This window comes from Pseudomonas costantinii (genome assembly GCF_001870435.1).
GTDB classification, from domain to species: domain Bacteria; phylum Pseudomonadota; class Gammaproteobacteria; order Pseudomonadales; family Pseudomonadaceae; genus Aquipseudomonas; species Aquipseudomonas costantinii.
The window spans coordinates 40,262-62,500 of the sequence record NZ_MDDR01000038.1 but is presented as its reverse complement, the minus strand read 5'-3'; the positions used below and the strand labels follow the sequence as shown (position 1 = coordinate 62,500).

At 60.3% G+C, this 22,239-nt stretch carries 23 protein-coding genes (1 of these 23 running past the window's edge); 14 read left to right on the top strand and 9 right to left on the bottom strand.

Translation table 11 applies throughout. The features are described from left to right. Both BFL40_RS23735 and aptA read right to left on the bottom strand, forming a co-directional pair. Positions 1–1,480: the 5' portion of a CoA-acylating methylmalonate-semialdehyde dehydrogenase gene (locus BFL40_RS23735; RefSeq protein ID WP_071486219.1), read on the bottom strand. The gene continues 14 nt to the left of window position 1, outside the view; 1,480 of the gene's 1,494 nt are visible here — the first part of the coding sequence; it begins with the start codon at positions 1,478–1,480; its stop codon lies beyond the left edge, outside the window. 39 nt (positions 1,481–1,519) lie between these two features. Then, complete coding sequence (aptA, locus tag BFL40_RS23730) at positions 1,520–2,869, bottom strand: omega-aminotransferase AptA (protein ID WP_071486218.1); 1,350 nt, start codon at positions 2,867–2,869, stop codon at positions 1,520–1,522. A 125-nt stretch (positions 2,870–2,994) separates the two neighbouring features. Here aptA and BFL40_RS23725 point away from each other — a divergent pair, with 125 nt between their 5' ends. The 4 genes from BFL40_RS23725 to BFL40_RS23710 all read left to right on the top strand — a co-directional run bounded on the left by BFL40_RS23725 (position 2,995) and on the right by BFL40_RS23710 (position 6,739). Continuing rightward, positions 2,995–3,915 carry a LysR family transcriptional regulator gene (locus BFL40_RS23725; RefSeq protein WP_071486217.1) on the top strand — a complete coding sequence of 307 codons (921 nt, stop codon included), beginning with the start codon at positions 2,995–2,997 and terminating at the stop codon, positions 3,913–3,915. Between the two features lie 88 nt (positions 3,916–4,003). After that, entirely contained in the window at positions 4,004–5,398 is a 1,395-nt protein-coding gene (locus BFL40_RS23720) for a uracil-xanthine permease family protein (protein ID WP_071486220.1), read from the top strand. Positions 5,399–5,485: 87 nt separating this feature from the next. Then, a complete protein-coding gene (locus tag BFL40_RS23715; RefSeq protein WP_071486216.1) occupies positions 5,486–6,145 on the top strand; it encodes a TetR/AcrR family transcriptional regulator in 660 nt (219 codons plus the stop codon). Positions 6,146–6,157: 12 nt separating this feature from the next. Beyond that, positions 6,158–6,739, top strand: coding sequence for an IMPACT family protein (locus BFL40_RS23710; protein WP_071486215.1), 582 nt, complete (start codon positions 6,158–6,160; stop codon positions 6,737–6,739). Positions 6,740–6,817: 78 nt separating this feature from the next. Here the strand turns inward: BFL40_RS23710 and BFL40_RS23705 are convergent, their stop codons facing one another. Continuing rightward, positions 6,818–7,222, bottom strand: a complete 405-nt coding sequence (locus BFL40_RS23705; protein WP_071486214.1) for a hypothetical protein — start codon at positions 7,220–7,222, stop codon at positions 6,818–6,820. 83 nt (positions 7,223–7,305) lie between these two features. Between BFL40_RS23705 and BFL40_RS23700 the strand changes: the two genes are divergently transcribed. The 3 genes from BFL40_RS23700 to BFL40_RS23690 all read left to right on the top strand — a co-directional run bounded on the left by BFL40_RS23700 (position 7,306) and on the right by BFL40_RS23690 (position 9,912). Then, positions 7,306–7,656 (top strand): MerR family transcriptional regulator, encoded by a 351-nt coding sequence (locus tag BFL40_RS23700; protein ID WP_071486213.1) that lies wholly within the window; start codon positions 7,306–7,308, stop codon positions 7,654–7,656. A gap of 25 nt (positions 7,657–7,681) precedes the next feature. After that, the gene (locus BFL40_RS23695) at positions 7,682–8,368 is read left to right on the top strand and encodes an SDR family oxidoreductase (protein WP_071486212.1); all 687 of its coding nucleotides are present in this window, start codon (positions 7,682–7,684) and stop codon (positions 8,366–8,368) included. A 185-nt stretch (positions 8,369–8,553) separates the two neighbouring features. Then, complete coding sequence (locus BFL40_RS23690) at positions 8,554–9,912, top strand: 8-oxoguanine deaminase (RefSeq protein WP_071486211.1); 1,359 nt, start codon at positions 8,554–8,556, stop codon at positions 9,910–9,912. Between the two features lie 75 nt (positions 9,913–9,987). Here BFL40_RS23690 and BFL40_RS23685 read toward each other — a convergent pair whose 3' ends face one another. Next, entirely contained in the window at positions 9,988–11,079 is a 1,092-nt protein-coding gene (locus BFL40_RS23685) for a calcium:cation antiporter (protein WP_071486210.1), read from the bottom strand. Between the two features lie 194 nt (positions 11,080–11,273). Here BFL40_RS23685 and BFL40_RS23680 point away from each other — a divergent pair, with 194 nt between their 5' ends. Continuing rightward, positions 11,274–12,227 (top strand): adenosine deaminase, encoded by a 954-nt coding sequence (locus tag BFL40_RS23680; protein ID WP_071486209.1) that lies wholly within the window; start codon positions 11,274–11,276, stop codon positions 12,225–12,227. Positions 12,228–12,358: 131 nt separating this feature from the next. Here BFL40_RS23680 and BFL40_RS23675 read toward each other — a convergent pair whose 3' ends face one another. From BFL40_RS23675 to vimR, 3 genes are all read right to left on the bottom strand, one after another. After that, the gene (locus BFL40_RS23675; protein WP_071486208.1) at positions 12,359–13,729 is read right to left on the bottom strand and encodes an MFS transporter; all 1,371 of its coding nucleotides are present in this window, start codon (positions 13,727–13,729) and stop codon (positions 12,359–12,361) included. 117 nt (positions 13,730–13,846) lie between these two features. Then, positions 13,847–14,542 carry an ArsR/SmtB family transcription factor gene (locus BFL40_RS23670; RefSeq protein WP_071486207.1) on the bottom strand — a complete coding sequence of 232 codons (696 nt, stop codon included), beginning with the start codon at positions 14,540–14,542 and terminating at the stop codon, positions 13,847–13,849. Between the two features lie 134 nt (positions 14,543–14,676). Continuing rightward, a complete protein-coding gene (gene vimR, locus BFL40_RS23665) occupies positions 14,677–15,606 on the bottom strand; it encodes a transcription regulator VimR (RefSeq protein WP_071486206.1) in 930 nt (309 codons plus the stop codon). 118 nt (positions 15,607–15,724) lie between these two features. Here vimR and BFL40_RS23660 point away from each other — a divergent pair, with 118 nt between their 5' ends. The 3 genes from BFL40_RS23660 to BFL40_RS23650 all read left to right on the top strand — a co-directional run bounded on the left by BFL40_RS23660 (position 15,725) and on the right by BFL40_RS23650 (position 17,384). Beyond that, positions 15,725–16,018, top strand: coding sequence for a putative quinol monooxygenase (locus tag BFL40_RS23660; RefSeq protein ID WP_071486205.1), 294 nt, complete (start codon positions 15,725–15,727; stop codon positions 16,016–16,018). A 24-nt stretch (positions 16,019–16,042) separates the two neighbouring features. Beyond that, the gene (locus tag BFL40_RS23655; protein WP_071486204.1) at positions 16,043–17,056 is read left to right on the top strand and encodes a zinc-binding alcohol dehydrogenase family protein; all 1,014 of its coding nucleotides are present in this window, start codon (positions 16,043–16,045) and stop codon (positions 17,054–17,056) included. A gap of 145 nt (positions 17,057–17,201) precedes the next feature. Then, positions 17,202–17,384: a hypothetical protein gene (locus tag BFL40_RS23650; protein WP_071486203.1), complete on the top strand. Its 183-nt coding sequence runs from the start codon at positions 17,202–17,204 to the stop codon at positions 17,382–17,384. Between the two features lie 8 nt (positions 17,385–17,392). Here BFL40_RS23650 and BFL40_RS23645 read toward each other — a convergent pair whose 3' ends face one another. Next, positions 17,393–18,586: a multidrug effflux MFS transporter gene (locus tag BFL40_RS23645; protein WP_071486202.1), complete on the bottom strand. Its 1,194-nt coding sequence runs from the start codon at positions 18,584–18,586 to the stop codon at positions 17,393–17,395. 87 nt (positions 18,587–18,673) lie between these two features. After that, positions 18,674–18,871, bottom strand: coding sequence for a heavy-metal-associated domain-containing protein (locus tag BFL40_RS23640; protein ID WP_071486201.1), 198 nt, complete (start codon positions 18,869–18,871; stop codon positions 18,674–18,676). A 147-nt stretch (positions 18,872–19,018) separates the two neighbouring features. On the opposite strand from BFL40_RS23640, the gene BFL40_RS23635 reads away from it, so the two are divergent. From BFL40_RS23635 to cueR, 3 genes are all read left to right on the top strand, one after another. Continuing rightward, positions 19,019–19,399, top strand: coding sequence for a hypothetical protein (locus tag BFL40_RS23635; protein WP_071486200.1), 381 nt, complete (start codon positions 19,019–19,021; stop codon positions 19,397–19,399). Between the two features lie 194 nt (positions 19,400–19,593). Beyond that, positions 19,594–21,795: a heavy metal translocating P-type ATPase gene (locus BFL40_RS23630; protein ID WP_071486199.1), complete on the top strand. Its 2,202-nt coding sequence runs from the start codon at positions 19,594–19,596 to the stop codon at positions 21,793–21,795. After that, on the top strand, positions 21,792–22,193 hold the full coding sequence (gene cueR, locus BFL40_RS23625; RefSeq protein ID WP_071486198.1) for a Cu(I)-responsive transcriptional regulator: 402 nt from the start codon (positions 21,792–21,794) through the stop codon (positions 22,191–22,193). The genes BFL40_RS23630 and cueR overlap by 4 nt, the downstream gene beginning before the upstream one ends. The last annotated feature ends 46 nt before the right edge of the window (positions 22,194–22,239 follow it).

Genomic DNA, 22,239 nt, shown 5'->3' with positions numbered 1-22,239 from the left:
AAGCAAACTGCGACGCTTCATGGCTGGCCCGTTGCGGCCAACGCTGGGTGATCGCCTTACGACGCGTGTAGAAACGCACCCCATCCGGCCCATAGGCATGCAAGTCGCCAAACAACGAACGCTTCCAGCCACCAAAGCTGTGATACGCCACCGGCACCGGCAGTGGAACGTTAACCCCCACCATGCCTACTTCAATCTCGTCACAGAACAGACGCGCCGCTTCCCCATCACGGGTAAAGATGCAGGTGCCGTTGCCGTATTCGTGATCGTTGATCAGTTGCATCGCCGCTTCCAGGCTATCCACCCGTACCACACAGAGCACCGGCCCAAAGATCTCTTCTTTATAGATACGCATCTCAGGCGTCACACGATCAAACAGGCTACCACCCAGGAAGAAACCTTCTTCATGGCCAGCAACACTCAACCCACGACCATCCACTACCAACTCGGCGCCCGAAGAAACACCGTCTTCTATATAACCACTGACCTTATCCCGCGCCTGCCCCGTCACCAACGGCCCCATATCCAGACCGCAAGACGTGCCCGCACCGATCTTCAACGCCTTGATCTGCGGAACCAACTTGGCGATCAACGCATCCGCCACCTGATCACCCACGCACACCGCCACCGAGATCGCCATGCAACGCTCGCCGCAAGAACCATACGCCGCGCCCATCAAGGCACTGACCGCGTTATCCAAGTCCGCATCCGGCATCAGTACCGCATGGTTCTTCGCACCACCCAGCGCCTGCACGCGCTTACCGCGCTTGGTCGCCTCGGAATAGATGTACTCGGCAATCGGCGTCGAGCCTACAAAACTCAGTGCTTTCACTTCAGGCGCTTCGATCAGTGCATCCACCGCACCCTTGTCGCCGTGCACTACGCTCAGTACACCTTTAGGCAGACCCGCTTCCTGCAACAACTGCGCGATCAGCAGCGTCGAGCTCGGGTCACGCTCAGAAGGTTTCAGAATGAAACAGTTACCGCAGACGATCGCCAACGGGTACATCCACAACGGCACCATCGCCGGAAAGTTGAACGGGGTAATACCGGCCACCACGCCCAGCGGCTGGAAGTCCGACCACGCATCAATATTCGGCCCAACGTTACGGCTGTATTCGCCCTTGAGAATCTCCGGCGCCGAGCACGCGTACTCGACGTTCTCGATCCCACGCTTCAACTCGCCAGCCGCGTCTTCCAGGGTCTTGCCATGCTCTTCGCTGATCAACTGCGAGATACGGGCTTCGTTCTGCTCCAGCAATTGCTTGAAACGAAACATCACCTGAGCACGCTTTGCCGGCGGGGTATTGCGCCAAGCCGGGAAAGCGGCCTTGGCCGAGTCGATCGCGCTTTGAATGGTTTCACGGCTGGCCAACGGCACCTGGTGAATCACCTGGCCGGTGGACGGGTTGTATACGTCGGCACTACGGCCGGTGTCGCTGACCATCTGGCCATTGATCAAATGCTGGATGAGGCTCATGCAGGGCTCCTGGAAAATTGTTCTATATAGAAGGAGAAATCAGTCGATCTTGTTCAGCACTTCGCCGACCGCATCGAACAAGCGATCCAGGTCCTGCGGCTTGCTGTTGAACGTTGGCCCGAACTGCAAGGTGTCACCGCCAAAGCGCACGTAGAAACCAGCTTTCCACAAGGCCATGCCAGCCTCAAATGGACGCACGATGGCATCACCGTCTCGCGGGGCAATCTGGATCGCACCGGCCAGGCCGTAGTTACGAATGTCGATTACGTTCTTGCTGCCCTTCAAACCGTGCAACGCATTCTCAAAGTGCGGCGCGACTTCGGCGACGCTCTGTACCAGGTTTTCCTTCTGCAACAGGTCCAATGCCGCCAGGCCAGCCGCGCACGCTACCGGGTGTGCCGAGTAGGTGTAGCCGTGGGGGAACTCCACTGCGTACTCAGGCGTCGCCTGGTTCATGAAGGTCTGATAGATCTCGCTGCTGGCAATCACCGCACCCATCGGGATCGCACCGTTGGTGACTTGCTTGGCGATGCACATCAGGTCCGGGGTCACGCCAAAGCTGTCGGCACCGAACATCGAGCCGGTACGACCGAAACCGGTGATCACTTCGTCGAACACCAACAGGATATTGTGCTGGTCGCAGATCTCACGCAGACGCTTGAGGTAACCCTGTGGTGGTACCAGCACGCCAGCAGAACCCGCCATCGGCTCGACAAACACCGCCGCAATGTTCGACGCGTCATGCAGTTCAATCAGCTTGAGCAACTCATCGGCCAAAGCGATACCGCCCAGCTCCGGCATTCCGCGGGAGAAAGCATTGCTCGCCAGCAGGGTGTGCGGCAGATGGTCAACATCCATCATCGCCTGACCAAAAATCTTACGGTTGCCGTTCACACCACCCAGGCTGGTACCGGCGATGTTCACACCGTGATAACCACGGGCGCGGCCGATCATCTTGGTTTTGGTGGCTTGGCCTTTCAGGCGCCAGTAGGCGCGCACCATTTTCACCGCGGTATCGGCACACTCGGAACCGGAGTCGGTGAAGAACACGTGATTCAGGTTGCCCGGAGTCAGGTCGGTGATCTTTTCCGCCAACTGGAACGACAGCGGATGGCCGTATTGAAAGCCCGGGGAGTAGTCCAGGGTGCCCAGTTGTTTGGACACCGCTTCCTGGATTTCTTTACGAGTATGCCCGGCGCCACAGGTCCACAGGCCAGACAACGAGTCGTAGACCTTGCGCCCCTTATCATCAATCAACCAGCTACCTTCGGCGGCCACGATCAGGCGCGGGTCACGTTGGAAGTTACGGTTGGCGGTGTAAGGCATCCAGTGAGCGTCCAACTTCAGTTGGCTGGCCAGGGACGAAGGGGCGTTTTCGGGCATGTTCATCAGCAAAACCTCGCAAGGCAAAAGGCAGCGTCGGGATTGAAAAGCGTTGTTGCAGCTAAATTGCCACGGCGATAAAGTCGGTGAAATTCAACTCTTCTAACCTTCAGTCAGGCCTTCACTAAACTATGAGCAGCCGTCGACCCGATCCCCTGGCACAAGTCAGTGACTTCGATATACGCCTGCTGCGTATCTTTCGCAGCGTGGTGGAGTGCGGCGGCTTCTCGGCAGCGGAGACAGTACTCGGCATCGGCCGCTCTGCGATCAGCCAGCAAATGAGCGACCTGGAGCAGCGGTTAGGACTCAGACTCTGCCAACGTGGCCGTGCCGGGTTCTCCCTGACCGAAGAAGGCCGTGAGGTCTATCAATCGGCGCTGCAACTATTAAGTGCTCTGGAAAGCTTTCGCACTGAGGTCAATGGCCTGCACCAGCATTTGCGCGGCGAGTTGATCATTGGCCTCACCGACAACCTCGTCACCCTGCCCCATATGCGCATCACCCATGCCCTGGCGCAGTTGAAGGAACGCGGCCCCGACGTGCAGATTCAGATCCGCATGATCGCCCCCAACGAAGTGGAGCAAGGTGTACTCGACGGCCGCCTGCATGTCGGCGTGGTGCCCCAGGCCAGCGCGCTGTCAGGCCTGGAATACCAGCCGCTGTACAGCGAACGCTCGCTGCTCTATTGCGCGGTCGGTCACCCGCTGTTTTACGCCGACGACAAGCAGTTGGACGACCCACGCATCGACGGCCAGGACGCCATCGCCCCCACCTTCCGCCTGCCCGCTGAAATCCAGGCCCATTACCAGGCCCTCAACTGCACCGCCAGCGCCTCGGACCGCGAAGGCATGGCGTTCCTGATCCTCACCGGCCGCTACATCGGCTACCTGCCCGATCACTACGCCAGCCTGTGGGTGCAACAAGGCCGACTGCGCGCGCTGAAACCGGCTACACGCTTTTACGATTTGAGCCTCGCATCGGTCACGCGCAAAGGGCGTCGCCCTCATTTGGTGCTGGAAAGCTTCCTCGAAAGTCTCGCAGCAACGCGCTAACTCGGGCCTCTTGTTAAAAGCTGAGCAACTGGACAGCTTTTTGCAAGAGACCAAGGACCTTGAACCGTCCGCCTTGAGTTTGCCCGCCATGCCACCAGAATCGTCCAGCCCCAATGACCTCATCTACGGCCTCAACGACCGCCCAAAACCCCTGCCCGCCATACTGGCCGCCCTGCAACATGTGCTGGCGGCCTTCGTCGGCATCATCACGCCACCTCTGATCATCGGCTCCACTCTGGGCCTCACTGCCCATCTGCCCTACCTGATCAGCATGGCGCTGATGGTTTCCGGTGTCGGTACATTCATCCAAGCACGTAGGCCATTTGGCATCGGTGCGGGGATGATCTGCCTGCAGGGCACCAGCTTTGCGTTTCTCGGCGCAGTGCTGTCGGCGGGGTTCCTGGTGAAGCAACGCGGTGGTAGCCCGGAAGACATCATGGCGATGATCTTTGGCGTGTGTTTCTTCGGCGCGGCGGTGCAGATAGTGCTCAGCCGTTTTATCGGCCAATTGCGCCGGGTGATCACGCCGCTGGTGACCGGAATTGTCATCACGCTGATCGGTATCAGCCTGATCAAAGTCGGCATCACCGACCTCGGTGGCGGTTTCAACGCACCCGACTTCGGCGCTCCCACCAACTTGGCACTGGGCCTGTTCGTGGTGCTGACGATCATCCTGCTCAACCGCTCGAACACCCCGTGGGTACGGCTCTCGGCCATCATCATCGGGCTGGGCCTTGGCAGCCTCGCGGCGTGGTTCAGCGGGAAACTGGTGCCCCAAGCCCTGCCTGATTTGCCGTTGATCAGCATGCCGATCCCCTTTCGCTTCGGTTTCAACTTCGACTGGAGCGCCTTCCTACCCATCGCGCTGATTTACCTGATCAGCAGTATCGAAACCGTCGGCGACCTCACCGCCAACTGCATGATTGCCCGCCAACCCATCAGCGGGCCCTCCTATATAAGCCGACTCAAAGGCGGCGTACTCGGTGATGGCGTCAGTTGCATGATTGCCGCGACCTTCAGCGCCTTCCCCAACACCACCTTCGCGCAGAACAACGGTGTGATCCAACTCACCGGCGTGGCGAGTCGTTACGTTGGCCTCTATATAGGCGTGGTGCTGTTTTGCCTCGGTTTGTTTCCGCTGATTGGTGCAGTGCTGCAGCAAATCCCCAAGCCGGTGTTGGGTGGCGCCACCTTGGTGATGTTCGGCAGTGTGGCCGCCGCCGGTGTGCGCATTCTCGCCCAGGCGCCGCTGGACCGACGCAGCATGCTGATCATCGCCACCTCGTTCGGCGTCGGCCTGGGCATCGCCGCGCAACCGAACCTGCTGCACTTGATGCCAACCCTGGTGCAGAACCTGTTCGACTCGGCCATCACCAGCGGCGGTCTGACCGCCATCGTGTTGTGCCTGTTATTACCGGAAGCCAAAGCAACCAGCGCTGCCGCAAACCGCGCGCCGGAAAGCGACACACTGGAACCGCTTTGACGGTTTTATTGCATCGGGACTTGTCTGGGGCTTGAGGGTGGGTTATCTGTGCACACGTCGTCTCTATCGATCAGCACGGAAACCTCCATGAGCCTCGAAGTTCCTGCCCACAGCATCCACGCCGGTAAACCCGCCAGCCGCATTCGGCAAAAGAACGAGCAAGCAATTCTCCAGGCTGCTGAAGATGAATTCGCGCGCCATGGCTACAAAGGCACCAGCATGAACACCATTGCTGCCAGCGCCGGGCTACCCAAGGCCAACTTGCATTACTACTTCACCAACAAGCTGGGCCTGTATATCGCGGTGCTCAGCAATATCCTCGAACTGTGGGACAGCACCTTCAACGCGCTGACCGCCGAGGACGATCCGGCAACGGCCCTCACCCGCTATATCCGCACCAAGATGGAATTCTCGCGGCGTCACCCGCAAGCCTCTCGGATCTTCGCCATGGAGATCATCAGTGGCGGCGAATGCCTCACCGAATATTTCAGCCAGGACTACCGCGCCTGGTTCAGTGGCCGGGCGGCGGTGTTCCAAGCCTGGATCGACGCCGGCAAGATGGACCCCATCGACCCCGTGCACCTGATTTTCCTGCTGTGGGGCAGTACCCAGCATTACGCTGACTTCGCCACCCAGATCTGCCGCGTCACCGGTCGTACCAAACTGACCAAACAAGATATGGAAGACGCCGGCACCAACCTGATCCACATCATTCTCAAAGGCTGTGGCGTCAAGCCAGCCCTATAAACGAAGCGACTTATGCCTTTCACGCTCACCGGCCTTTGCGAATTTCGTGAAGAAATACGCAAAAGCCGCTTCATCACCCTCGCCGCGCCGATCACCAGCCCGCAAGACGCCCAAGCGTTTTTCGAGCAACACAGCGACCTCAACGCCACGCACAATTGCTGGGCCTGGAAGCTGGCGGATCAATACCGCAGCAACGACGATGGCGAACCCGGCGGCACCGCCGGGCGGCCGATCCTCGCCGCCATCGAGGCCCAGGGTTTTGATCAAGTCGCGGTGCTGGTGATTCGCTGGTACGGCGGCATCCAACTGGGTACCGGCGGTTTGGCCCGTGCGTACGGCGGCGGTGCAAATAAATGCCTGCAAACCGCCGAACGTATCGAACTGATCAGCCGCGTGCCGCTGACCTGCGCCTGCGGGTTCTCCGAGCTGACGCTGGTGAAACTGCGTGTGGCTGAACTGGGCGGGTTGGTGGTGGAAGAGACCTTCACCGCCAATGGCGTAGAGCTGCAGCTAGCGATGGGCGAAGCGCAGATCGGCACGCTGCAAACGCAGCTCGCCGACCTGAGCCGTGGGCGCATCCTGCTGCAGCGCTGAAACTGCCCACATCTACTGTGCACCTGCCTGTGGATAACCTGAGCACACTCGCCTGTAACCCTTTTGTCATAAGGGCTTTCAGGCTCCGGTTGTTTTTTGATCAGCACGCACCGGCCATAGTTGCGCGATACCCCACAGCACCTCAAACAACAGAATGCCCCACAACACCGACGTGGCGCCGTGCATCAACGCATAGAGCTGCCACGTCGCGAACAGCACACGCCCCGCTGCGTCGTATAGGCCAAATTTGCGCTGGGGATCACGTATACGCAGCACTGCCCACACGCAGACGATTGAGCCCAACAGATTCGCCATCAACACGTGCGCCGGCGCAAACGGCGGAAATTCCCCGGGCAGGTTCAAGCCTTGCAACAGGCTGTGCAAAAACAGAAAACTCCACGGCGTGACAAACGCCGCAGTGACGATCAAGTCGTACCAGGCGCTGGCACGCACCAGTGTTCGGTATTGGTCGGTAGTCCACATATCAACAAGCTCCTTTAATTCAAGAAGCCAGCAGGCTAAAGCCTGGAGTATGCTCCAAGGTCAAGCCCCCTCGAGCCCATTCCATGCGTATCGGCGAATTAGCCCAGGCCAGCCAGGTCAGCCGCGACACCTTGCGCTTCTATGAGCAGCGCGGGTTGATTGCCGCACAACGCAGCGCCAACGGTTACCGCGACTACCCGCCGGACATGCTGCAATTGGTGCTTTACATCAAGACCGCCCAGCGCCTGGGCTTCAGCCTCGGCGAGATCGGCAGCAGCGTCGCCGCCCTGTGGCAGGCGCCCGACCCCGAAAGCGCCGTCACACAACTGCTGCAAGACAAGCTCAACCTGATCGAAACCCGCATCAGCGAACTCGACCAACTGCGCCAGGAGTTGCAGCAAAGGCTCGGGCAGCGTTGCCCATTAAATCCGTGAACCTCCATTCCAAAGGAAGCCCTTCATGTCTACGCCAAAAACCGCATTGATTATCGGCGCCTCACGCGGGCTGGGCCTTGGCCTGGTCAAGCAACTGCTCCAGGACGGCTGGGACGTGACCGCCACCGTGCGTGATCCGAACAAAGCCGATGCCCTGAAAGCCGTTGGCCCGGTGCATATCGAGAAGCTGGATATGGACGATCAGCAAGCCGTGATCGCCCTGAGCCAGCGCCTCAAGGAACGTACTTTCGACCTGCTGTTCGTCAATGCTGGCGTCAAAGGCCCGGCCAATCAGGAACCTGGCCACGCCACCCTGGCGGAAGTCGGGCAGCTGTTTTTCACCAACGCCGTGGCGCCGATCAACCTCGCACAACGCTTTGTCGGGCAGATCCGCAAAGACAGCGGTGTGCTGGCGTTCATGAGTTCGGTATTGGGCAGCGTGACCATTCCCGACGGCTCGGACCTGGCGCTGTACAAGGCCAGCAAGGCGGCACTCAACTCGATGACCAACAGCTTTATCACCCAACTGGGCGATCACACACTCACCGTGCTGTCGCTGCACCCGGGCTGGGTGAAGACCGACATGGGCGGTGAAAACGCGCACATCGACGTCGACACCAGCGTGCGCGGCCTGGTGGATCAGGTGAATGCGTTCACCGGTAAAGGCGGCCATCACTTCGTGGACTACAAAGGCGACACCATCGCCTGGTAAACCACGGTCAACATGTGGGAGCGGGCTTGCCCGCGATAGACTCAAGGACACCACGCTCCTACAGCTAGACCAGATCTCGAACTACACGTAATCTACCCACCTCGCCTTCACCGGCGACCCTGGATCAGCAGACAGGGCAACACTGAGCTGGCAAACCTGAACCCATCATTCAGAGGAGCCGGCCAATGCCTGCGACCCGTATCTGGTTAAAAAGCCCCCTCGCGATTTTCACTGCCAATGGCCTCGACGCCCGTGGCGGCTTAGTGCTGCAAGACGGTGTGATCACCGAAGTGCTGGCCTGGGGACGAGAGCCCGCGGTGCCCTGTGGGCAAGTGTTCGACGCTCGCGAACATGTGATCCTTCCCGGGCTGATCAACACCCACCACCACTTCTACCAAACCCTGACCCGCGCCTGGGCACCGGTGGTTAATCAGCCGTTGTTTCCATGGCTGAAAACCCTGTACCCGGTCTGGGCACGGCTAACCCCGGAAAAACTCGCGCTGGCGTCCAAAGTCGCACTGGCCGAATTACTGCTCTCGGGCTGCACCACGGCGGCGGACCACCACTATCTATTCCCCGAGGGTTTGGAGAACGCCATCGACGTGCAAGTTGAAAGCGTGCGCGAACTGGGCATGCGCGCCATGCTCACCCGCGGATCCATGAGCCTGGGTGAAGCCGACGGCGGCCTGCCACCACAGCAAACCGTGCAACAGGGCCAAGTAATCCTCGAAGACAGCCAACGCCTGATCCGCGAATACCACCAACGCGGCGACGGCGCGCAGATCCAGATTGCCCTGGCGCCCTGCTCACCGTTTTCTGTCACACCGGAAATCATGCAAGCCAGCGCCGAGCTGGCAGACAACCTCGACGTGCGCCTGCATACCCATCTGGCGGAAACCCTCGATGAGGAAGACTTCTGCCTGCAGCGTTTCGGCCTGCGCACCGTGGACTACCTCGACAGCGTCGGCTGGCTCGGGCCGCGCACTTGGCTGGCCCATGGCATTCACTTCAACCCGGACGAAATCGCACGCCTCGGCGCCGCCGGCACCGGTATCTGCCATTGCCCTAGCTCAAATATGCGCCTGGCGTCGGGTATCTGCCCGACCCTGGACCTGCTCGCCGCCGGCGCGCCCATCGGCCTGGGTGTGGATGGTTCCGCCTCCAACGATGCGTCGAACATGATCCTTGAAGCACGCCAAGCCCTGTACATCCAGCGGCTGCGTTACGGCGCGGAAAAGATCACCCCCGAAGGTGTGCTGGGCTGGGCCACCAAAGGTTCGGCGCAGTTGTTGGGCCGTACGGATATCGGTGAGTTGGCTGTTGGCAAACAGGCTGACCTGGCGCTGTTCAAGCTCGACGAGCTGCGCTTCTCGGGCAGCCACGATCCGATTTCGGCGCTGCTGCTGTGCGGCGCCGATCGTGCGGACCGGGTGATGGTGGCGGGCAAGTGGCGAGTCATCGACGGCCAAGTTGAAGGCCTCGACCTGAAAGGTTTGATCGCCGATCACACCCAGGCGGCGCGGCAACTGATCGCCGGAACCTAAGCCAAACACACACCAAAATGTGGGAAGGGGCTTGCTCCCTCCCACATTAGGTTCTGTGGTGTTCTGGAAAAGCGATTACAACCCCAACAGCGACAACATGATAAAGGTCGCAAACAACACGAAATGGGTCATCCCTTCGATGGCGTTGGTTTCACCATCGTTGAGGTTGATCGCGCTGACAATCAGCGTGATAAACACCATCACGGTTTGCACCGGCGTCATCGCCATCTGGAACGGCTGACCTGTGTAGAGCGCCATGGCCTCCATCACCGGCACCGTCAGGATCACCGTCGACAACGACGCACCCAACGCGATGTTGACCACCGACTGCATGCGGTTGGCCAATGCCGCACGCAATGCGGTCAAAATTTCCGGCGCCGCCGAAATGGCGGCGACCACGATCGCCGTGATCACCGGCGGAGCGCCCGTCCCTTCCAGGCCCAGATCGAGGGTCTTGGACATCACCTCGGCCAGTGCCCCAATCACAATCACGCCAAACACCAAGGTGCCGATGGAAAACGCCAGGTTGATCGGCGGCGACGCCTCTTCTTCCGCCTGCTTCTTGCGACGTTTTTCCGGGTAGCTGTAGCTGAAGAAGTAACTGTGCGGCCCAACCTGCATGCGCAGGAAGAGGGTGTAGAGCAACACCATCGCGCCGATGGTGAAGGCTGAGTAAATTTTCCAGTCGGCCTCGGGAATAAACTCCGGTACCACCATCGACACGCCCATCGCGGTGAGGATCATCACGCTGTAGCTGCGCGCGGAGTCATCGTTGTAGGACTGCTCGCCATGTTTGATGCCGCCCATCAGCGCGGCCAGGCCGAGAATGCCGTTGATATCGAGCATCACCGCCGAATAAATGGTGTCGCGCACCAAGGTGGGCGATGGCTCGTTGCTCATCATGATCGCCAGGATCACCACTTCCACCAGCACGGCAGCCAAGGTCAAGATCATGGTGCCGTAAGGGTCGCCGACCTTTTCCGCCAATTGTTCGGCGTGGTGCGCCACGCGCATCGAGGCCACGACGATAAAGCCGATCAACACCATGCCACCGAGCAGAGCCACCCCCTGCCCACTGTTCAGCATCCAGTGCTCCAGTGGGTAAGCGGCGATGGCGGCAATCAGCGCCAGGAACATGAATTTTTCTTGCTTGAGGGATGTGAGCATTCCGGGCCTTTTCGTACGGCTAATCAGTCATTGATGGGGTACAGACTGCACCACGTCGCTAACGTTTCGTTACACCTTAGTTCACGCCGCCCTTGCGTGAATAAATCCAATACTCTCCTGCTGGTCAGGTTTTGCCGATTATTTCAGCCATGGCCTGTAGAATGCCACCATTGCACCTGATGAGAATTTAGAAAATGTACGATTGGCTCAATGCCCTGCCCAAGGCTGAATTGCACCTGCACCTGGAAGGCTCGCTGGAGCCTGAGCTGCTGTTCGCGCTGGCCGAACGCAACAAGATTGCGCTGCCGTGGAACGACGTCGAAACCCTGCGCAAGGCCTACGCCTTCAACAACCTGCAAGAGTTTCTCGACCTGTATTACAAGGGCGCCGACGTGCTGCGCACCTCCCAGGATTTCTACGACCTGACCTGGGCGTACCTGCTGCGCTGCAAAGCTCAGAACGTGATCCACACCGAACCCTTCTTCGACCCGCAGACCCACACCGACCGTGGCGTGCCGTTCGAAGTGGTGCTCAATGGCATCGCCGCAGCACTGAAGGATGGCGAGCAGCAACTGGGCATCACCAGCGGTTTGATCCTCAGCTTCCTGCGCCACTTGAGCGAAGCCGAAGCCGAGAAAACCCTCGACCAGGCGCTGCCGTTCCGTGATGCGTTTGTAGCCGTAGGCCTGGACAGTTCGGAAATGGGTCACCCGCCGAGCAAGTTCCAGCGCGTGTTCGACCGTGCGCGTCACGAAGGCTTCCTCACCGTGGCCCACGCCGGCGAAGAAGGCCCGCCCGAGTACATCTGGGAAGCCATCGACTTGCTGAAAATCCAGCGTATCGACCATGGCGTGCGCGCCATCGAAGACGAGCGCTTGATGCAGCGCATCATCGACGAGCAGATCCCGCTGACCGTGTGCCCGCTGTCCAACACCAAACTCTGCGTGTTCGACGACATGTCCCAGCACAACATCCTCGACATGCTTGAGCGTGGCGTGAAGGTAACGGTGAACTCGGATGACCCGGCGTATTTCGGCGGTTATGTCACCGAGAACTTCCATGCGCTGTATACCTCGCTGGGCATGACCCAGGACCAGGCCAAACGCCTGGCACAAAACAGCCTGGATGCGCGGTTGGTAAAGCCATAACTGAGTAAGCGCTGGCTAAAAAATGTGGGAGCGGGCTTGCCTGCGATAGCGGTTGAACAGTCAACATTGAAGGTGACTGACACACCGCCATCGCGGGCACGCCCGCTCCCACAGTAGTTTTGTGTTGCCTGTTAAATTTCGCTCAGCTCTTCGAGCGTCTTCCCCTTCGTCTCCATCCCAAACAGCCACACCACCAGCGCCGCCACCGCAAAACACAGCGCGCCCAAGGCAAACACCCCGCCCTGCCCGGTAATCGGAAACACCAGCCCGGTCACTAACGGCCCCAACAACGAGCCCACCCGACCAATCGCCGAAGCAAACCCGGAACCGGTCGCCCGCGCCGACGTGGGATACAGCTCCGGCGTGTAGGTGTACAGCACTGCCCACATGCCAAACAGAAAGAACTGCATCAACAAACCTGAAGTAATCAGCAACCCCACGTTGCCGCCAAACACAGCGCTTTGCCCATACAGAAACGCCATCACCCCGCCGCCCAGCAAGGTCACGACGCACACCGGTTTACGGCCCCAGCGCTCCACCAGCCAGGCCGCCATCAGGAACCCGGGAATCCCGCCCAGGGAAATGATCACCGTGTAATACACCGACTGGGTCACGGCAAAACCCGACTGCTGTAACAGCGCACTCAGCCAGGACGTCAGCCCGTAGAAGCCGAGCAAGGCAAAGAACCACACGCTCCAGATCATCATGGTGCGCTGGCGATACTGCGCCGACCACAGTTGCTGAAACGCCGAGAAGAAATTCCCCGGCGTACTCTCCACCCTCGGTAAGCGGATCGGTTCCGGCAAATCGGCACGGCCCAGCGAATGACGGACCTTCTGCTCAATGCCCTGCAACACCTTATCCGCAGTCTCATGCCGCCCGGCCTGCTCAAGCCAGCGCGGTGATTCCGGGATAAAAAACCGGATCGCCAACACAAACACCGCCGGCACCGCCAACACCAGGAAGATGTCGCGCCAGCCAATTACCGGCAGCAAGAAGTACGACAGCACGCCCGCCGCCACAAAGCCCAGCGGCCAGAAGCCATCCATCAAGGCGATATACCGCCCGCGTCGTTTGGCTGGAATCAGCTCCGAGAGCATCGACTGCGCGATGGGAAACTCCATGCCCATGCCAATCCCCAGCAGGATACGAAACAGCGTCAGTGTCTCCACCGTCTGCGCCGTGGAACACAGGTAGCTGGCGATACCCCACAACACGATGCTCCACTGGAACACCGGCTTGCGCCCGAAGCGATCCGCCAACATCCCGGATAAAGAAGCCCCCACCACCATGCCGAAAAAACTCGAACTGGCGAGCAACCCGGCCTGGGCCGTGCTCAGGCCGAACTCGGTTTTGATCGAACCTAAAAGGAAGGTCATCATCGCCAAATCCATGGAGTCGAAGAAAAACGCCAGGGCAATGATGATGAAGATGATTCGGTGGTAACCGCTGATGGGTAACCGTTCCAGCCGTTCCGCTGCGCTATAGCCTTGCATACCCATGCCGCACCCCCTATGTGAAAAATCCCCAAAGCGAGTGTGCGGCATCGTTTTGCCTGGTTATTGCTGGATACGACCTGATTGAAACTCTGAACGACGCTTGATCTTGCAAGGGCGAGACTAAGACCGTTCGGGCGCGGCCAGTCGGTTGATTTCCGAAACCCCACTGTCAGTGACGAGCAACGCGCGGGACTCGTTGATCAGGCTGACCCAATTGGACTGTAAAAATAGCTGCAGCAACCCCGCCCCCAATGCACCACCCAGGTGCGCTTGCTGCTGACTCCAATCAAAACAGTCGCAGGCCACGGGCGATGCCAACGCCTGGGTAAAAATACCCAAGCCCGCCAAATGCCGCGCGCCCTTGACGGTGACGTCGGTGCGCTGCTCATGACGCTCGATCCAACCCGCTTCCAGCATCCGCTGGTAAAGCCCCGCCGCCAGCTCACCGCCCAGGTGACCACGGCACAACCGCGCATGCCGTAATGGAGACGGCGCCACCAAGGCCAGCGGTGGAGTATTCGGCGTACTGCGCGCAGCACTGGCCAAGGTGGTACTGGCCAAGGCGTCGATGGCAGAGCTGACATCATCGGCCGCCACACGAAACAGCCGCTTGCCACGCTGGGCCTCAATCCGCAGCAAACCGCCCCCGGTCAGCCGCGCCAAATGGGCATTGGCCGACGCCGGTGACAGCCCGGCAAGCGTCGCCAATTCCTCTGAAGACTTGGCCGAGCCGTCCATCAAGGCCCAGAGCATGGCGGTGCGTTTGGGCTCGGCGAGCAAGCTGGCGATCTGACTGATGCAAGGTGCCTCTTCCATGTGTTCACTCCCTGTTAAATCATTTGTCTGCTGCGGTTGGCGCCAAAGTATAGGGGCGCAAGCCGCCGGTTCCGCGACGTCTGACAGCGTGGATAGGGACGGGATCTGAGGGAAATTTCCTGCTTTGCTGGAGGCTATTGCGTAGCGGTCAATCGCTCCGGCCATTGCGCAGTCAATGTCGCACAGCGGGACACGAGCATTTCCCGCAGCAGGTTGATGGGTTTGCTCAATTGCGCGCGATGGGCACACAGCAAATTCAGCGGCGTACGCTCGCCGCGCAGCTCCGGCAGGATCACGCGCAAGCGCCCCGCCAATACGTCAGCGCTCACATCCAGCCAGGACTTGTAGGCAATACCCACACCCGCCACCGCCCAGCGTCGCACTACGTCGGCGTCGTCACTGAAGCGGTCACCGGTAACCGTCAGGCTGACTTCGCGCTTGCCGTCGTGAAAACTCCAATGGTCGTGCACCCGGCTGCCGAGCATGTACAACAAACAATTGTGCTGGGCCAACTGCTCCAGATGCAGGGGTTCGCCATGCCGTGCGAGGTAGCTGGGGGCGGCGCACAAAACCCGCAGATTGTCCGGGGCGATGGGCAGCGCGATAAGGCTGGAGTCCTCGGGCTCGCCGTAGCGCAAGGCGATGTCCACCGGCTGGCGGAACAAGTCGGCAATCCGGTCGCCCAGCAACAGGCGCACGCTCAGTTGCGGGTATTCACGCTGAAACTCATCCAGCCACGGCAACAGCTGGTTGCGACCGAAGTCCGAGGGTGCCGACAGTTGCAGCACACCGCTGACATGATCCTGGCCACTGGCTAATAAACGTCGTCCTTCGTCCAGCGAACTCAACGCAGCGCGGGCGTATTCCAGGAAGCCTTCACCTTCGGCGGTCAAACGCAGGCTGCGGGTGGAGCGCGCCAGCAAGCGCGTGCCCAGTTGCTGTTCGATACGCTTGAGCGCAGCGCTGGCCACTGCAGGCGACAGGTCCATGACCCGTGCTGCGGCCGACAAACTGCCGAGGTCCGCCGCGCGCACAAACAATTGCAAATCATCAAAGCGCAGCATGCATCTCCGTCCATTATCAAAATTTTGTTGAAACAGACCTCTGTTTTAGCCGCTTTTATCTTCACGGGAAATAGCCAATCATCTGCCCATCCCGTTCATCACGTGCCAGGAGTTGAAAATGTCCACAGCCTTTAACGTCATCGCCACGCTGATCGCCAAGCCCGGCCAACACGCCATCCTCGAGTCCCTGCTGCGCGGCCTGCTGGAACCCACTCGCCTGGAAGCCGGTTGCGAGCAATACGACCTGCACCAGGACCTGCAACACCCCGAGACCTTCTACATGCTCGAACGCTGGAGCGACGACGCGGCGTTGGCCGATCATGACCAAAGCGCGCATATCCAGAATTTTCGCGCCAAGGCTGCTGACGTGCTCGAACATTTCGACCTCAAGCGCCTGAAGTTTCTCGCCTGACTACCACCCTTTTCCGGAGCCTCCATGAAAGCCATTGCCTACTACGCCTCACTGCCGATCAACGACCCAAAATCCCTGCAAGACATCGAACTGCCCGAGCCGGTCGCCGGCCCACGCGACCTGCTGGTGGAAGTCAAAGCCATCTCGGTCAACCCAGTGGACACCAAGGTGCGCCAGAACGTCGCCCCGGAAAACGGCGCGGCCAAAGTGTTGGGCTGGGACGTGGCCGGTGTGGTCAAGGCCGTCGGCAGCGAAGTGACACTGTTCAAGACCGGTGACAAGGTGTTCTACGCCGGCTCGCTGACTCGCCCAGGCGGCAACAGCGAACTGCATACCGTTGATGAGCGCATCGTCGGCCATATGCCAGAAAGCCTGGGTTTTGCCGAAGCCGCCGCGCTGCCGCTGACGGCCATCACCGCCTGGGAATTGTTGTTCGAGCGCCTGCAAGTGCGTGAGGGTAAAGAGGATGAAGGCCAAAGCCTGCTGATCGTCGGCGCCGCCGGTGGCGTGGGTTCGATCCTGACCCAACTGGCCAAGCAACTCACCGCACTCAACGTCATCGGCACCGCTTCGCGCCCGGAAACTAAAGAGTGGACCAAGGCCCTGGGCGCAGACTTAGTCGTCGACCATAGCCAACCACTGAGCGAAGTGTTGAAAACAGCCGGCCACCCGCACGTGACCCACGTTGCCAGCCTGACCCAGACCGACCATCACTTGGATCAACTGGTCGAAGCCCTGCAGCCCCAAGGCAAGCTGGCTCTGATCGACGATCCAAAGGCGCTGGACATCAGCAAGCTCAAGCGCAAGAGCCTGTCGTTGCATTGGGAGTTCATGTACACCCGCTCGATGTTCGAGACGCCGGACATGATCGAACAGCACAACCTGCTCAACCGCGTGGCTGAGCTGATCGACGCCGGCACCCTGAAAACCACGGTAGGCGAGCACTTCGGCGTTATCAACGCTGAGAACCTGCGTCGTGCCCACACGTTGCTGGAAAGCGGTAAAGCCAAGGGCAAGATCGTGCTGGAAGGGTTCTGAAAAAGAGGTATCGGTGCCGTCTGTTATTCACCGCAGTGATGGATGGCACCATTAGTCCGAGAGTTGATCTTTGTCATATTTGTGAACGTATTCGGGTTTATATTGGCCGCCTTTGCCACGATTCTTTTACGTGAGGAAGTCAGCAATGAAGATCCTGATAAAAGCGTTAGCAAAATCCCCAGGCCACAAATGGCAGGTCAGTCTCGACGGCGACGCTTTCACCTTCCGCAACGAAGCCGAGGCCCGCGCCTTTGCCGACACCCTGCAAGCGCGTATTCAGGCGCCCCACCGCATTCCCCTCAGCCAGCAACGCTCCGCCGCTGGCTGATCCGCACTTCAGACCTGCGCCTGCGCGGCTCTCGCCCGTTGCAGGCGCTGGGTCGATACGGCCACCGTCACCGCCAATACACCGCACAAGCTGATGACCATCGCCATCGGCATTGCCGTGCCATCGTGCAACACGCCAACCAGCGACGCGGCACCCGCCGCCACACCAAACTGAATGCAACCGAGCAACGCCGACGCGCTGCCGGCCCGTGCGCCCTGCCCGCTCATGGCGCAGGCCGAGGTGTTGGGCAAAATGCAGCCCAGGCTTGCGATGCAGATAAACAACGGCACCAGCAACGGCCATAGGGCATCGGTGTGCAAGGCGGTGATGCCCAGCAGCGTCAACGCGGCCAGCATGTAAAGCCATACCGTGCGCGACAGCAAAAACGCCGGGCCACGTTTAGACAGCAATCGCGCATTCACTTGTGCCATCAGAATAAAGCCGGCGGCGTTGGAGCCGAACACCCAGCCGTAATGCTCTGCGGGCACGCCATACAGTTTGATAAAGACGAAGGGTGAACCCGCGATGTAGGCAAACATCCCGGCTATCGAGATGCCACCCGTGAGGGCGTAACCGAGATAGACCCGGTCTGACAACAGGCTGACATACCGGCGTAGCGACCCGGACAGCGGCTGACGTGGTTGATTGGCCGGCAAGGTCTCCGGCAACCCGAGCGCCACGGCGATGGCCGCCATCACGCTGAAGATCGACAAGGCCAGGAAGATCGACTGCCAGCCCCATATCCCGACCATCACACCGCCCGCCAACGGCGCGAGGATGGGTGCCAGGCCCGTTACCAACATCAGTTGCGAATACACCTTCGCCGAACCCACGGCATCACACTTGTCGCTGACCACTGCACGGGAAATCACCATGCCCGCACAACCGCCGAGGGCCTGCACGAAACGCGCGCCGATCAGCCATTCCAGGGACGGCGCATAGGCACACGCGAAAGACGCCAAGGTAAACAGGGTCACGCCACTGAGCAGCGGGCCGCGCCGACCAAAGCGGTCCGCCAGCGGGCCATAGATCAATTGGCCGATGGCCAAGCCGCCGAAATACACCGCCAGGGTCAGTTGGATATGTTTTTCGTCGGTGGCAAACGCTGTGGCCATTGCCGGAAAGCCCGGCAAGTAAAAGTCGATCGCCAACGGCGCGAAGGCGCTCAAGGCGCCCAGAATCAAAATTATGCGGAGGTTCATCAGACACCCAAGTGAGTCGGCAGCCCGACAGTCTAGCCGCGCTTGGGTGCCATGAACATTACGTTAGCTCGCTAACTATCGGAAATATTACGCGAGCTTGGCGCTGTAGCCTTCTTCGGTGATCAGGCTGATGACCTGATCGGCAGACAGACGGCTTTCAACGCCCACTTCTTTTGCCGCCAGGTCGACCTTCACACTCGCCGCCGGGTCTTGGCTTTGCACCGCCTGGGTCACCGCCCGAACGCAATGGCCGCAGGTCATTCCTTCAACGCTGAATACTTGCATGACATGACTCCTTTAATGAGGGTGAGTGCAGTGTCGACCTTGCCATGATGGCAAGGTCAAGTTCTGAAAATATCGGCCGGGCTGGTATTCGGCAGCCGCCTCGGCCAAGCTTCATCCATCTTAGATATGAACCACGGAGCATTCGCCATGCGCTGGTCGTTTTTTGCCCTTGTCGGCCTGATGAGCTTGTCTGCTGTTGCGCCCCAGGTCAGCGCCGATCAGGACTATGCGGTGCTGATCATTTCCCGGGAACGCCTGGAAGTGCCGACCAATTGCGAGATTGGCCTCTACATTCAGGACCAGTTGGCCGGGCGCCTGTTCCAGGAACAGGCCACCTCGTTCAACTTGCCTGCTGGCAATGTGTCATTGCGCCTCAAGCTGCTGCCGGGCCAGTCGCCAGGCTGCCTGCCGGGCATGCTCGCGCCGCCGGCGCAGAACATCACGCTGAAAGCCGGTGATGTGCGCAAGCTGCGCATTGCCCAAGGCCCGGACGGCATGTACCTGAAACCCGCCGCATTGGAATACTGATTTCCTGAAGGATCGTTCCCACGCTCTACGTGGGAATGCCTCATAGGACGCTCCGCGTCCCGACACCTCAGCGCAAGGGTGACGCAGAGCGTCACGGGGTGTATTCCCACGCAGAGCGTGGGAACAATCGGCGCTTGACCTTCCCCACAGGTCAAGGTTGATCCTAGGGGCAACTTCTCTTGGAGGACTGCCCCATGAATGGATCGACCACGTTTGACCTGCCCATCAGCGGCATGACCTGCGCCAGCTGTGCCGGCCGTGTCGAGCGCGCGCTGGGCAAAGTGCCGGGAGTGCAAAGCGTCAGCGTCAACCTGGCCAACGAGCGCGCCCATGTCGAAGTGCTGGGCCAGATGGACCCCGGCGTATTGATCGCCGCCGTCGACAAAGCGGGCTACACCGCCACCCTGCCCCAAAGTGAAACCACCACCCAAGCCAATCAAGCCCAGCGCCTGCATCGCGAGCGTTGGGCCTTGCTGCTGGCTATTCTGCTGGCGTTGCCATTGGTGCTGCCGATGCTGGTGGAACCCTTCGGCCTGCACTGGATGCTTCCCGCCTGGGTGCAGTTCGCCCTGGCCACGCCGGTGCAATTCATCCTGGGTGCGCGTTTCTATATAGCCGCATGGAAAGCCGTGCGCGCAGGCGCCGGCAATATGGATTTGCTGGTGGCCATTGGCACCAGCGCCGGTTACGGCCTGAGCATCTATGAATGGCTTACCGCGCCAGCGGGCACCATGCCCCATCTGTACTTCGAAGCGTCGGCGGTGGTGATCGCCTTGGTGCTGCTCGGTAAGTACCTGGAAAGCCGCGCCAAACGCCAGACCGCCAGCGCCATCCGCGCCCTGGAGGCCTTGCGCCCGGAGCGCGCGATCCGCGTAGTTGAAGGTCGCGAAGAAGACGTCGCCATCAGCACGTTGAAGCTCAATGACCTGGTGCTGGTTAAACCCGGCGAGCGCTTCCCGGTGGACGGTGAAGTGGTGGTCGGCCAAAGCCATGCCGACGAGGCATTGATCAGTGGCGAAAGCCTGCCGGTGCCGAAACAACCGGGCGACATCGTCACCGGCGGCGCCATCAACGGCGAAGGCCGTCTGCTGGTGCGCACCCTGGCCCTCGGCGCTGAAAGTGTACTCGCGCGAATCATTCGCCTGGTGGAAGACGCACAGGCCGCCAAGGCGCCCATCCAGAAACTGGTGGATAAAGTCAGCCAGGTATTTGTACCGGCCGTGCTGGTGCTGGCCTTGATCACGCTGGTCGGTTGGTGGTTCTACGGCGCATCGCTGGAGACTGCGATCATCAACGCAGTCGCCGTATTAGTGATCGCCTGCCCGTGCGCCCTGGGCCTGGCCACACCAACCGCGATCATGGCCGGCACCGGCGTTGCTGCGCGCCACGGCATTCTGATCAAGGACGCCGAAGCCCTGGAGCGCGCCCATGAAGTGAGCGCCGTAGTCTTCGATAAGACCGGTACCCTGACGTCCGGCGCACCCAAAATCGCCCACTTGGCGGCGGTGGACGGCAATGAAGCCCTGCTACTGCAACAAGCCGGCGCGCTGCAACGCGGCAGCGAACACCCGTTGGCCAAGGCCGTACTGGATGCCTGCCGCGAGCGAGGCTTGAACGTGGCCGATGTGAGCGCCAGCCAATCCCTGACCGGGCGCGGTATTGCAGGCACACTCGAGGGTCGGCCACTGGCCTTGGGCAACCGCCGTCTGCTGGAAGAAAGCGGTTTGAACGCGGGTGACCTGGCCAGCTCCGCCAAAGACTGGGAAGCCGAAGGCCGCACATTGTCCTGGCTGATCGAACAAGGCGCACGACCCCGCGTGCTTGGGCTGTTCGCGTTTGGCGATACGCTCAAACCTGGCGCGCTGGAGGCCGTAGAACAACTCAGGGCCAAGCACATCAGTAGTCACTTGCTCACCGGCGACAACCGAGGCAGCGCTCGCGTAGTCGCCCAAGCCTTGGGCATCGACGATGTACACGCCGAAGTGCTGCCCGCCGACAAAGCCGCCACCGTCGCCGAGCTGAAAAAAACCGGCGTGGTGGCCATGGTCGGCGATGGTATCAACGATGCCCCGGCGCTGGCGGCGGCCGATATCGGCATCGCCATGGGCGGCGGCACCGACGTGGCGATGCACGCGGCCGGTATCACCCTGATGCGCGGCGACCCACGCCTGGTGCCGGCCGCGCTGGAGATCAGTCGCAAGACCTATGCAAAAATTCGCCAGAACCTGTTCTGGGCCTTTGTGTATAACTTGATCGGCATTCCACTCGCAGCGTTCGGCCTGCTCAACCCGGTACTCGCAGGCGCGGCCATGGCGTTATCCAGCGTCAGCGTCGTGAGCAATGCCTTGCTGTTGAAAACCTGGAAACCCAAGGACTTGGAGGATCAACGCCCATGAACATCGGCCAAGCTGCCCGCTCCAGCGGGTTGAGCGCGAAGATGATTCGCTACTACGAATCCATCGGCCTGCTGAAAGCGGCCCACCGTACCGACAGCGGCTACCGCGTGTATGGTCCTGACGACTTGCACACGCTGGCGTTTATCAAGCGCTCGCGGGATCTGGGGTTTTCATTGGAAGAGGTCGGCAAGCTGCTGACCCTGTGGCAAGACCGGCAACGGGCCAGCGCGGACGTGAAAGCCTTGGCGCGCCAGCATATTGAGGAGTTGAACCAGAAGATTCGCGAGCTGGGACAACTGCGCGATACGTTGCAGGACCTTGTGGAGCACTGCCAGGGCGATCATCGGCCGGATTGTCCGATTCTCAAGGAGTTGGCATCGGGCAACTGCTGCGCCTGAGATCGTTCCTACGCTCCGCGTAGGAACGCCTCACTGGACGCTCTTG